Annotated in this window: 6 protein-coding genes; 2 read left to right on the forward strand and 4 right to left on the reverse strand. The window is 58.4% G+C overall.

The annotated features are described in order from the left end of the window. Nucleotides 1–133 precede the first annotated feature (133 nt). Entirely contained in the window at nucleotides 134–2,170 is a 2,037-nt protein-coding gene (locus ACIX9_RS19385) for a tetratricopeptide repeat protein (RefSeq protein WP_041597992.1), read from the forward strand. Nucleotides 2,171–2,206: 36 nt separating this feature from the next. Continuing rightward, a complete protein-coding gene (locus tag ACIX9_RS19390; protein WP_013572787.1) occupies nucleotides 2,207–3,454 on the forward strand; it encodes a hypothetical protein in 1,248 nt (415 codons plus the stop codon). 2,004 nt (nucleotides 3,455–5,458) lie between these two features. Here ACIX9_RS19390 and ACIX9_RS19395 read toward each other — a convergent pair. The 4 genes from ACIX9_RS19395 to ACIX9_RS19415 all read right to left on the reverse strand — a co-directional run bounded on the left by ACIX9_RS19395 (nucleotide 5,459) and on the right by ACIX9_RS19415 (nucleotide 12,621). Further along, nucleotides 5,459–7,714: a xanthine dehydrogenase family protein molybdopterin-binding subunit gene (locus ACIX9_RS19395; RefSeq protein WP_013572789.1), complete on the reverse strand. Its 2,256-nt coding sequence runs from the start codon at nucleotides 7,712–7,714 to the stop codon at nucleotides 5,459–5,461. A gap of 29 nt (nucleotides 7,715–7,743) precedes the next feature. Next, nucleotides 7,744–8,727 carry an FAD binding domain-containing protein gene (locus tag ACIX9_RS19400; RefSeq protein WP_013572790.1) on the reverse strand — a complete coding sequence of 328 codons (984 nt, stop codon included), beginning with the start codon at nucleotides 8,725–8,727 and terminating at the stop codon, nucleotides 7,744–7,746. Between the two features lie 24 nt (nucleotides 8,728–8,751). Next, nucleotides 8,752–9,396 (reverse strand): (2Fe-2S)-binding protein, encoded by a 645-nt coding sequence (locus ACIX9_RS19405; RefSeq protein ID WP_013572791.1) that lies wholly within the window; start codon nucleotides 9,394–9,396, stop codon nucleotides 8,752–8,754. A gap of 621 nt (nucleotides 9,397–10,017) precedes the next feature. After that, nucleotides 10,018–12,621 carry a hypothetical protein gene (locus ACIX9_RS19415; protein WP_013572793.1) on the reverse strand — a complete coding sequence of 868 codons (2,604 nt, stop codon included), beginning with the start codon at nucleotides 12,619–12,621 and terminating at the stop codon, nucleotides 10,018–10,020. Nucleotides 12,622–12,687: the final 66 nt, after the last annotated feature.

Genomic DNA, 12,687 nt, shown 5'->3' on the forward strand with positions numbered 1-12,687 from the left:
GGCCCAGTTTTCCAGGTTCACGCTGGATTGGAGTGATTGGCATACGACGTGCATTGGATGATCAGGCGGCCTTCATGTACTGAGTTCCATGTGGGTCATTGAGAAACCGTTGTGAAAGGAAAGGCCCCTCTCCGTGAAGAAATCGCCCCAGAGGCAGTCATCCAAACAGGCCGGCAACATGGATCTGTTGCAGACCGGGCTGGCGCATCACCGCGCAGGTAGATTGTCCGACGCTTCGCACTGCTACACAGCTCTACTCCGTCTCAACCCTGCGCATGCCGACGCACTCAACCTTTCGGGCGTTCTTGCACGTCAACGTGGAGACCTGAGTGTCTCAGAACGATTCATCAAGAAAGCTATTCATCAAAGTCCGTCGGTCGCCACCTATCACCACCATCTGGCAAAGACTCACACTCATCAAGGCAATACTCTCGAAGCAATCAAGGGCTATGAGCGTGCAATATCCCTCAATCCAGCCGATGCCGACTCCATTGAACTGCTCGCCAAACTTCTACTGGCGAGCGGAACCAAAGACGAAGCTTTAAAGCTGTACCGCCAACTGCTGAGTCTTTGCCCCGACCGGCCTGATGTTTACTTCAATCTGGGCCATCTGCTGGAGTTTGACGATGACAAAGATGCTTCCCTAAACATCTATCGTGAGGCCGCAAGACGTTTTCCCGACAATCCCGATGCTCACTTCAATCTTGCCAGGAAGCTAAAGGCTGAGGGACAGACACAGCAAGCGATCAACTCCTTCGAAAACGTGCTGCTTCTGAAACCCGACGACGCGGAGACGTTCAACTATCTCGGAACGCTCTTTCACCTTTTGGGAGAGACTGATAAGGCTAAAGAGTCCTATCTTCTGGCCATCAAACATAAGCCCGACTATCCTCTTGCGCTGTGCAATCTTGGTGCGTTGCTGATGGATTTTGGACAATGGCAGGTTGCAGAGATGATGCTCCGCAAAGCAATCGAGCTTGATCCTGATCTGCTCGCCGCTTACTGCAATCTGGGAAGCGTGCTAGCACAGCAGGGAAACACAGTTGCGGCGATTGAAGCCCTCCGCCAGGTACTCCAGAGAGACCCTGCCCATGCAGAGGCACTCTGCACGCTTGGCAATACTATGAATAACCTTGGCGATGAGGCCGGAGCGATGAAATGCTTCCACCTTGCGCTCAAAGCAAATCCCGGACACGCCTTAACCCGCTTCAACATGAGCACCCTTACGCTCGCCGCCGGCAATTTCGCGGAGGGATGGCCAGACTATGAACTTCGCTGGCAGGTCAGGGAGTCGAGTCGCAACGAGCGTCACCTCACCCAACCACGTTGGACAGGTGAAGATCTTCGTGGGTCCAGCATCTTCGTTTACGCGGAGCAGGGATTTGGCGACACGATCCAATTCTCTCGTTATGTGTTGCTACTGGTTGAACTTGGCGCGCAGGTCATTCTAGAGGTACAGCCCCAGTTGTTTCAGCTATTGGAGAATATTCATCCATCCGTTTTGGTTATCACGAAGGATTCCCCGGCCGCATCAGAAACTAACTTCCACTGCCCGTTGCTCAGTTTGCCCTCCATCTTTGAAACCGATATCGAAAGCATTCCCGCCTGCATTCCGAATCTTCATACCGAGGTCGGTCACATGGCATGGCCTGAACATTTAGCCTCCAAGCGGCTACGTGTAGGGGTTGTTTGGGCGGGTAATCCTGATCATATGCGTGACAGAATGCGCTCCATTCCGTTCAATCAGTTCAGTCACATTTTATCTGCCTCAGAGATAGCCTTCTATTCGCTACAAAAAGGACCAGCTGCGACGCAGTTTGCGACGGCGCAGCATGTTATCGACCTCGACGCGATCCTACTCGACTTCACTGATACAGCTACTGCAATTCTGAATATGGATCTTGTCATCACCGTTGACACATCGGTCGCACATCTGGCAGGCGCCCTTGGGAAGCCGGTTTGGATCCTGCTGCACCACACCCCAGACTGGCGTTGGCTACGAGGACGAGTCGATACCCCTTGGTATCCAAGCGCTCGTTTGTTCAGGCAGACGGAGCCCGGGAAATGGGATGATGTTCTATCCGAAGTCGAGCGCGAATTAGATTGCCATTCCAGAGCGTGGCAGAGCAACACGCATACAGGTATTCCTCTTGTTGAGCAGCTTGTATGACCTACCCTCTCCAGAAGAAATTCGGTACGGTGCGGCATGGATAAAGTCCTGTTTCTCTCCGGCACGACGCGCGGCGGAACGCTGGAAGGTATCGGACGCGCCTTCGCTCCGGTTCTCAAAGAGCTGGATATGGAGCTCGTTGAGGTCAGCCTTCATCATCTCGACCCCCTGCTTCAACTGCTAAAAAGCGGAGCGCTCGAAAGATTCAAGTTCGTGCTCTCCTGCGTTGGGATGGGGATGGATCTGACGACCAACCAGGGCGGAGCCGCGACCAACCTCTGGCAGGAGATCGGAGTTCCGTTCATCACGCTCCACGGCGACTCACCCGCCTATTTTTTCGATCGCCACGTCGTTCCGAGCAACAACTTTATCTCTCTCTACGCTTTTGCCGAGCATCGCGAATTGAGAGCGCGATTGCCATTTCGTAAAGGCCCAACCGGAATTTTGGCGCCCATCGTGCTCGACGAACTCCCCTTACAAAAACTCGATTTTGAGGCCAAGAGAAATGGACCGCTGCTCTTCCTCAAAAACGGCAAGAACCCCAATGACATTCGGGATTCATGGACGGAGAGCCTCGATTTACCTCTCTTGCAATCGCTCTTGGAGCTCGCCGATGAGCTCGAAAACGATCTCGATGCACCTCAGTCAAATCAGATCGACGATCTTGTCACCCGTTACTTTGAAGATCGTGGTTTTGATCTCTTGCAGATGGTCAAGCTGCGTCTGTTCTTCATCGCTCAGCTCGATGATTACCTGAGAGCCGTCAAGGCAACCAGGATGGTCTCCGCATTGATGGATCTTCCTGTTCAGATCCGCGGTAACAACTGGCACCACCTGGACTTTACCGGTAAGAAGGCCACATATATCGACGACTGCAACTACGTCGATTCAATTGGCCTTATTCGTCAGTCGTTGGGTTTGATCGATATGTCGCCAAACACTGCGTCCATGCCACATGACCGGGTTTTACGCGCGTACGGTGCCCATACGCTCTGCTTATGCAATGCTTCGCAGAGCTTTCTGGACCCGCTGCCTTTCAGTGACAAACTCACCTATAGCTTTGAGAAGGACCGGCTGTGCGATACCGTGAGCTCCATTCTCAGAAAGCCAGCGAGAATTATTGAGATGGGGATTACGGTCGCAGAGACGTTCCGCCGTCTGCACCCGCCGGAGGATTCGTTTAAGGCGATGATACAATATGCCAGCTTTGCGAGATTGGATCAGTCACGCGAACGTGTTCCTGGGCTACAGGATTTCTTTGTGTGGCCTCCACGGACCCTTTGAAATGGCTTGTCCCGACATCTGTTCCACATTGCTAATTTTTGGCGCCAATCGCCGTTCTGGATGGCTTGGCCGTCCTTGCTTCAATGATCCTGTCTTTTGAGCACGCCAACTCCAGCAAGAATCACCGCCGCAATGCGCCCAATACTCGGTTGAGGTGTTCAAGAGGCACAAGAAGCGTCCCAGTAAACTTAAACCCGCGCGCAAAAAACTCAGTTCGTCGAACAAATATCGAAAGACCTAATAGCGGAGACCTACGCTCCGGCTGTTTCAAGAAGCTCTCAGAGAAACGTAGCGAAGTAATACGTCGAGCTATTTTGCCGGAGCGTTTTGGTGGCACACTTGACCTCCTCCAGTTCCTCAGGGAGAGCCGGGTCGCTACCGGTCTGGCGTCGGAAAAGATTACAAACCTCATGTCCAGAGAATTCTAATAGCTTGACTGAATCGGGCGGGGGGACGCGCAAGAGGTACCGCCTTGCAAACACCGTACAGTGCAGGTATGGAAGCCAACAAGCGAGCCCTAGCAGCACTGTTGAGATGGCTGCAGGAGCAGGATCCCATGGCGCCACCCTCCGCATTTTTTTCGAGAAAATTCCGCATGTTTCGTCGCTGGAACAGATGATTCACATTGATTCAAACTTCGTCCCAGCCCTCAGACGTGCGGCGCCGAACGGCTGAAAGGGAGGGTTTCCACGGGCGGTAATCAACTTCTCTGGTTGCGCAATCTCCCGTGCTTTCTCTTGCACCATCTTCCTCAATAGATCACGTACTCCAGGTCGCTGCTTACCGAACATTGCATCTACTTTGAAAGGTAGTGCGTCTAGGTGTGAGAGCCGCAAGGCAATTCAGGCCCTAATGAGCAGCGTGAAGATCACAACACGGCTGAAGTATACGAGGACGAACAGGTAAAAATGCGACAGCTCTAACGGTGGCGAGACGCGGACCATCTGCCCTCCTGGCTACCGTCCAGGCGCCGCAGCAATTTCCTCGGCCCACCTTCTTTAACGTGGTCGGCCTGCCGAACTATCTCCCGCTCCTGCTTGGTCGAAATTGCACTCCCGGACACGGCATCAGAGAAGTTCGCGGTGAGCTAACGCAACACATCAGCTCGGTCATCAGGGTCGGATCCGGCGTGGCTCTCCTGCTCCAGACAGGCATTTATGGGAAACGATCGCCGCCTTTCCGAGTCATCGCGAAGAGATCTGACCGTCTGTTCCGTGCCGCCTAGTCGAGGGCGATTATCTTGGCTCTCGGTAACGTCGTCGTAAAAGTCTTGGACATGGTGGGAAGGCGGAAGTCTGCTTTCGATCACTGGCGGCGAGGGACTGAGGAATGCGGGGACGGCTTGTCAGGAGAATTCAACATCGCCTCGAACGCATGCGGAAACCATGAATCCCGTCAATGACGGTGCGTTTACTTTTGTAAACATAAGCAAGAATTTCCTTCATTTAACGATGTACCACGCCTAAAAGACGACGCCACGACAGTTTACAAATGTTTACGCACGGTTCAGCCAAGAATTATTTGCAAGCTAAGTACTAGTGCCATAAAGATATAAAGATATCAGTCGCGATGCAACATCACGGCAAACCCCTGGGGATGACGTGTCATCCTTATTCCGCTGCAAAGCAGCGGTACTTTTGTTTTATGATGCGAGCTCTCAGAGTGTCTGGAGACCTGCGTGATAGACGTAAAAGTCTAGGAGGACGGCGACAATGCTTTAGGACGTTGTCTGCGTTTCGTGCGAGCAGATTTCAGCATCCTGCTCCAGATCAGCGAGGTGACTCTCGCCCGACTTGGATGTCCTCCCTATGCAGCCTTGGCAACTCATCGGACGGCTTCAGCGAGGCAATCTCGGCGCAACAGAGTGGAGGCTTATGGGACGTGCGGAACAACGCGGCTACAGGCAGGAATCGTCCATTGCGATAGTAATACAAGGTGAGCATTGTTTTTTTAGAAGAGTCGGAAGCATATTAGAGCACTGCATAATCCGAGCATAAATTACGCTTAGGCACGCTTCCAGGTCGCGGCCGGGAGCAGATCCTCAATGCGAACGGGAAGTTCGCGGACGCGGACGCCGGTGGCGTGATAGACGGCCGAGGTGATGGCGGCGGCGATGCCGGCGAGGCCGATCTCGCCTACACCCCGCGCGCCGAGCGAGTTGAGGACGAGGTCCGGGTAGTCGAGGAAGGTGACGTCGATGGAGGGGACATCAGCGTTGGTGGCCATGATGTAGTCGGCGAGGTTGTTGTTGATGGGTGCGCCGAAGCGCGGGTCGTAGTTGGTTTCTTCAAAGAGCGCCATGCCGATGCCCATGACGACCGCGCCTTCAATCTGGTTGCGTGCGGGTTTGGGGTTGAGGATGTGCCCCGCATCGATGACGGTGACGACGCGCGAGACGCGCAGGCGAGCGATCTCCGGCTGCCAGGTAACCTCCGCAAACTGTGCGCCGAAAGAATGGGTGGAGAACTTGCGCTTGGGATCGCCGAAGGTTCCTTCGCTCTTGCCGTCGCCTGCGGCTGCACGGATGTTGGCCTTGGTGAGGATATCGCCGAAGGGGATACCGGAGGCTGCGGGCTGGTCTTTCAAGTGGACCTTACCGTCTGTAAAGGCCAGATCAGCGGCTTTTTTTCCAGGGAAGCTGGCATTGGGCTCTGCAGTGGCAATGCCGAAGAGGGTCTGCTGGGCCTTCTGGATGGCATCTACGACTGCGGGAATGCAGGATGCGGTGGCCCACGAGCCGCCGGAGATGGCACCGGCGGGCAGGTTGGTATCGCCGAGCACAACCTCGGTGCGGTCATGGGGGATGCCGGTGTTCTCCCGGACGATATTGGCGAGCACAGTATAGGTACCGGTGCCGATGTCCTGGGTGGCGGTGGCGATGCGGGCGGTGCCGTCGTTACGCAGCTCAAAGCTGGCGGATGCGCCCATGCGCTCTGCGATCCAGCTACAACCGGCGACGCCCCAGCCGAGAGTGAGGCCGTCCTTCTTCATGGAGCCTACGCCGGGAGTGCGGTTAGCCCAGCCGAACTTGTCCGCGCCGGTCTTCAGGCACTCGATGAAGTGGCGCGAGGAGAAGGGCATGTTGAGGCCTTCGTCCTTCTCCGGCTCATTGAGCAGACGGAGCGCGATGGGGTCCATCTTAAGCGCGACGGCGAGTTCATCGACTGCGGACTCCAGGGCGAAGAGACCAGGGACTGCGCCGGGCCCGCGCATGGAGGTCGGCGTACCGACGTGGCGGCGTGCGAGGGCGGAGGTAGCGCGGAGGTTGGGAACGCTGTAGCTATAGGCCGTCGCTTCACTGCATCCTTCCGAGTAGTCGTCCAGGATGGAGGTGTGGTTGAGCGAGTCATGCATCACCGCCAGCAGCTTGCCTTGCGGAGTCGCGGCGAGGCGCACGCGCTGCTGGGTCTGAGGGCGATGACCTACGTTCTGGAACATCATGTCGCGTGTGACGACGAGCTTGACCGGGCGCTTGAGATCGCGTGAGGCAGAGGCCGCGATAAGCGCGTGGGGCCACGGCCAGAGCTTACCGCCAAAGCCTGAGCCGAGGAAGCGCGAGATAACGCGCACGTTCTCCTGCGGGACGCCGAGCATCTGCGCCATGACATTCTGGTGGTTGACGACAGCCTGCGAGGTCTCGTAAAGGGTGAAGGCCTGGCCGTCCCAATCGGCTACGCTGGCGTGGAGTTCGATTGGGTTGTGGGTCTCGGTGGGGGTGACGTAGGTCTGGTCGACCTTGACTGGGGCTGAGGCGAAGGCTGCGTCGGGGTCGCCGCGATGAGAGTCTACCTTGGGCGCTTCCGTGGAGGTAAGGTAAGTGCTGACGTCCGGCGCGCTACTGCTATAGGTGACCTTGACGGCGTTGGCGGCGGCGATGGCCTGCTCATAGGTGAGAGCGACGACGGCTGCGACATACTGGCCGTAGTAACGGACTACCTCATCTTCAAACGGCGGGCGCTTCTCATCGATGACGCCGGAGAAGCCCTGCGGCGGGCCGGAACGGAAGAGCGAGCCGATATTGCCGTGGTGATAGATAGCTTTGACGCCAGGCATGGCTTTGGCGCTGGTCAGATCAAGCGCGGTGATCTTACCGTTGGCGATGGTGGCGCAGACGGGCACGGCATAAAGCATGCCGGGGAGATTGTGGTCTGACGCGTACATCGCGGAGCCCGTGACCTTGACGGGCCCATCGATGCGCGGCTGCTTGCCATTGGGGTTGATGGACATCTGCGGCGGAAGCGTGGGGGATGCGAGTGGCATGAGGAGATCTCCTGTGCGCGGTGGAGCAGTTACGCGGTTGCCGTAGCGAGAGTAAGGGCATGGGCGACGCAGCGCCGTGCGAGTTCTATCTTGAAACCGTTCTGGCTCTGCGGCTGTGCGGCGTGCAGAGCGGCCTCGGCGGCGCGATGGAAGACGGCCTCCGAGGCGGGCTGGCCGTGGAGCGCTTTTTCCGCTTCCAATGAGCGCCAGGGTTTCGTGCCCACCCCACCCATGGCTACTCGAGCAAAGGTGATCCGGCCACCGGTGGATTCGATGACGATGGCTGCCGAGGCCAGAGCGAACTCATAGGAGGCGCGGTCACGCAGCTTAAGATAAACCTGCTTTGCGCCTTTGCGCGGCGCGGGCAAAGTAATGTGGGTGATCAGGTCACCGGGGGTGAGGACTGTCTCACGCTCCGGCGTGGTGCCGGGGACGAGGAAGAAGTCCGCGATGGGAATGTCCCGCTCTCCCTTGGGTCCCTGGATGTGGATGACGGCTTCCAGCGCGGTCAGGGCTACGTTCATGTCCGAGGGGTTGGTGGCGATGCAGTGCTTGCTGGTCCCCAGGATGGCGAGGGTGCGGTTGTCGCCTTCGATGGCCGAGCAGCCGGAGCCAGGCTCCCGCTTGTTGCAGGGCATGGCGTCGTTGCGGAAGTAGGCGCAGCGTGTTCGCTGGAGGAGGTTGCCGCCGGTGGTGGCCATGTTGCGAAGCTGCGCGGAAGCTCCGGCAAGGAGCGCCTGCGAGAGGACCGGACAGTGCTCGACCACCAGTGGATGATGGGCGAGGTCCGAGTTGCGGACGAGTGCTCCGACGCGAAGACGTCCGTCCGGAAGGGTTTCAACCTTATCCAGCGGCAGGCGGTTGATATCGACGACACGGGTGGGGCGCTCGACATCCAGCTTCATGAGATCGAGCAGCGTGGTGCCGCCGGCGACGAAGCGCGTGCCCTGCGCCTGGCCTAGCTGGACGGCCTGCGGAACATCATTGGCGCGTGTGAACTTGAAGGCTTCCATGGGTGAGTTCCCTTCCCAGTGCGGTTATGCGCGCTGACGTACGTGCTGGATGGCGGCGACGATGTTGGGGTATGCGCCGCAGCGGCAGATATTGCCAGCCATGGCTTCCTTGACGTCCGCATCCGCAGGGCCGCACGGCTCCTTGAGCAGTGCGACGGCGGACATGATCTGGCCGGAGGTACAGTAACCGCATTGATAGCCGTCATGCTCCACGAAGGCGGCCTGCATGGCGTGGAGGGCGTCGGGCTGGCCTAGGCCCTCGATGGTGGTGATCTGCTGGCCGTCATGCATCACGGCGAGGGTGAGGCAGGAATTGATGCGGCGGCCATCTACGTGGACGGTACAGGCACCGCATTGGCCATGGTCGCAGCCCTTCTTGGTGCCGGTGAGGCTGACGGTCTCGCGCAGGGCGTCAAGGAGGGTGGTGCGCGGGTCTAAGTTGAGGGCGTAGGACTTGCCGTTGATAGAGAGGGCGACGGGGATTGCGCCTTCGATCGGCTCGGCTGCGTCCGTGGCGCGGGCGGGGGATGGGGCAGAGGATTGGGCAGCAGCGGCGAGCGGTGCCGTGGTGGCGGCCACACCCGCTGCACCGATATGCGAGAGAAAAGACCGGCGGGTAACGCGGCCTGGTTCCTGATCCTGATCTGGCTTCTTGGGCGAGTCGCTCATCGATTCACTCCTCCGTCACATGCGTTGAATCGGAGCAGACCGGGGATTCGGGCTGCTCCTATATTTTAGCGCGCGGGAGTGAGCGAAGTTTCGGGACCTGATTAGTCCCCAAGGTTACGCGATGGGGCGTGCGGGTGACTCGGTAAGGGTCTCGCCGGTCGGAGGTCTGGCTGAGGTCTTGGCGATCCTCTGGGCGGACACAAATTTCTGCAGGCATCTACGATCGCAGGCAAAGGCCCACAGGTAGACAATGAAAAGAAGCGAGACAGCGACGATGGCGCAAAGGATGTCTGACATTGGTTCACTCCTGATTCCGGATTCTTTGAGACTGCGGCGGCGTGAGTTGGCTGGAGCATCTCTCACGTTGCTGTTGTCTCGTATCCGAAACCGGATTGGCTTCAAGTCAGACTCAAACGAGAATCAATTCTGGATCAACCATCTATATCGTTGAAGTGTAACGGTTTATGAGTTTTGAAGACGCGTGCGGGACCGGTTCTTTTGAACCCTTCAATGGGGAGGCGGTCGATTCCGCACATAGCGATTGAAGAGAAGATAGGTCGAGCGAAGACGGAGGGAGCGCGGCACTCGCCCTACCTTGAGCATTCAGGGGTGGAGCGCGAATTATTTGGGATCTGCAGGCGTCTGAGTGGGATCAGCAACTGTGGGTTTAGCGGCAGGCGACGCAGGAGCAACAGTGATGGACTGAGACGGCGTAGTCTGGGCGGCGGGAACATTTTGTGCCGTGGGTGCCGCCGGTGCAGGCTTCGGGATGGCCGCGGGCAGCGTCACGGATGCGAGAGCGTTGGGATCGTCGCGCAGCTTGAGGTAGATCGTTGAGCCGTCCGACGGCGTGGGCACAAGGTAGGTGCTGTCGGCGTAACCGGTGGGAACGTCCGCGGGTTTAGCGAAGTCCTTGCCTGCGCCGAAGGACTGGACGAGAAAGAGGTTGCTGCCGTCAAGCGTGCAGGTGGGGGCGTCCTGCGTGGTGCAGTGGATGGCTTTGATGCTGGGCGAACGCACGAGCGTGCCGAGCGGCGTCCACGCGCCGGGTGTGCCGTCCGAGGCGACGGGGCGCATCTGTAGCTTGCCAAAGGCGGACTGGCCAAAGGACTTGAGCGGATCAAGCGTGGCTACGGCGGTATGATCGTCCTGAAGGACGAGGTTATTGGCGGCAAGCGAAAGGGCCGTCGTAACAGAGCCATCGAGCGTTGCGACTTCAATGGTTTGCGTGCGGGGCATGGCGTCCTTGGTCTGGACGACGAAGGTCAAGGTGCCATCGAGGGGAATGTCATCCTTGGCTCCGAGCGTGACAGGCATGGAGTCGTCCTTCTGCGCGGCAGTGGCCTTGAAGGAGAGCAGGTTAAGGCCGGGGCGTGCGGCCTCTGCGGCGATGTTCACCGGCATGGTGCGCCCGTCCTTGAGCTTGACGGTGGCATCCGCACCGTCGTCCGGGGAGACGCCGGATTTAGCCTGGAGATGAACGGTCTTGTCGTCGTTCGAGTCGCCGGTGGGGGTGAAGGTCTGCTTGTCGACATCAACCGAGACAACATCCTTCAGGCCTTCCCCCGTGAGGATGGCGGTGTTGTCGCCGCCGTGAATCTTCAAGTTCTCAAGCTTGATTCCGGCGTTATACGCGGTGAGGGGAACCTTATCCTGATCCTTGTCGCCATACTGCAGGATGGCAAGCGAGTAGCCGCCGGGTTGGACGGTTTTTAGGGGGACGTCCAGGTTGAGGGTGTCCTTGGCATCCTTGCCGTCGGCCGCCTTATAGGTGACATCTACATCCTTTGCCTTTTCGCTGGCGAGTGCGATGTGCTGGACGCAGGCGTCGCCATCCCCTTTGAGGGTGAGGTGATTGTCCTGGCCGGCAAGAAGCTGGGTGTTGCCGACGATCTTCCAGTCCTTGCCACGAACCTGCTGGAGGGTGACAGTGGGACCATCGAAGGCATCAAAGCCCCAATAACCGCTGACCTTACCGGTGATGGTGAGGTCGGTGGGCGAGCCGGGTTTGGCATCGGTCTTCTCTGGCTTAGGCTTGTCCGATGCGGGCTTGAGTGGTTGGCGCTTGTCGTTTTCGGAGACGATGAGGCCGCCTTCAAACGCGTCCGGGTGCAAGGGCAGATCAGTGGTGTCGCCGGTGCGATTGAGGTGCAGCACAAGATCATGGGCGAAGCTGCTGGAGAAGACAAGCGGCGCGCCTTCTAGCTGAAGTGCGACCTTCGGCTGCAGCAGGCAGGCGACCTGGTCTGCGTTGTGCAGGCGAAGAGGCGGCAGCGCAGCCTTCTGGATGGCAGGCAGGCCGATGACAATAACCGACTCCGGCTTATGGAAGGAGGGTGGCGTGTTGAGGCGGAGGCTGAGGGATTCGCCGTCCGGGAAGCTGAGGCCCGGGATGTACTGATACTGCGCGGTGCGAAGCGTGCCGACGAGGTGGACGAGATCGACGACGGCACCGACATAAGCCGAGTAGACGCCTGCCCCAGCGGCCGACGTGTAGGAGGCCGCATTGATGAAATCGGATGATGGGCCAGTGGATAGGGCTTCCGCAACGGTCTGGCCGTGGCCATCGTCGAGTAGGACGGGGGCGCTGGACTGCGTGAGGCAGGTGACCTGCTGATCGACCGGCTGCTTGAAGCAATCGGCGTTAGGCTTGAGGGCGAGCGTTGCGGCAAGCTTAGTGGAGTGATCCTGAATGGCCTTGGAGTCGGTGGGCGAGACCGTCTTCATCGCCGCGAGGTAGCGCTCGATGCGCTGCTGCTCAAAGGAGGCCTGGTTGAGGTCGGCGTCGGCGCGGATGAAGAGGCCAGGCTTGCCTTTGACGGCGGAGCGGAGGGTTTTGAAATCGCCGCCAGTCTCCGGCGCAAGGAACATAACGGCCTGCTGAGCCTCGGCAGGCACCGTGACGGTCGTGCCTTCAATGGTCTTCTTTTCCCAGGTGTCAATCTCAGTGAACCAGTTGTCAGGCGGCTCGTTGGTGGTGCCGCGCAGGAAGGCGACGATGAGAATGAGATGGTTCGATTGGGTGGCAGGCAAATCCGCCTTAATCCAGAGCTTGTCGCCGGGCTGAAGGTTGGGGACCTGCGCGATGGGAAGCGTGGTGTCGCCACGAGTGACGCGAACCTTGATCTTTGGACCAGCTAGATCGAAGCGCGCGGCGTCTTCAGCATGAAGAGCTGTGACAAAGGAGGTGGCGAGAAGACAGGCGGCAACGTTCAGGGCTCTCATCTCGTTGGTTTAGACGCCAAGCGGGTGGGAGGAGTTGTGGAAGAAAGCGCAAATGAGCCAACCAGA

The sequence above is a fragment of the Granulicella tundricola MP5ACTX9 genome, assembly GCF_000178975.2.
GTDB classification, from domain to species: Bacteria; Acidobacteriota; Terriglobia; order Terriglobales; family Acidobacteriaceae; genus Edaphobacter; species Edaphobacter tundricola.

What these genes read in the sequence shown, in the direction of transcription:
- ACIX9_RS19390 (WP_013572787.1), top strand. Translation starts at nt 2,207, where the DNA reads ATGGATAAAGTCCTGTTTCTCTCCGGCACGACGCGCGGCGGAACGCTG.
- ACIX9_RS19395 (WP_013572789.1), bottom strand. Translation starts at nt 7,714, where the DNA reads ATGCCACTCGCATCCCCCACGCTTCCGCCGCAGATGTCCATCAACCCC.
- ACIX9_RS19400 (WP_013572790.1), bottom strand. Translation starts at nt 8,727, where the DNA reads ATGGAAGCCTTCAAGTTCACACGCGCCAATGATGTTCCGCAGGCCGTC.
- ACIX9_RS19405 (WP_013572791.1), bottom strand. Translation starts at nt 9,396, where the DNA reads ATGAGCGACTCGCCCAAGAAGCCAGATCAGGATCAGGAACCAGGCCGC.
- ACIX9_RS19415 (WP_013572793.1), bottom strand. Translation starts at nt 12,621, where the DNA reads ATGAGAGCCCTGAACGTTGCCGCCTGTCTTCTCGCCACCTCCTTTGTC.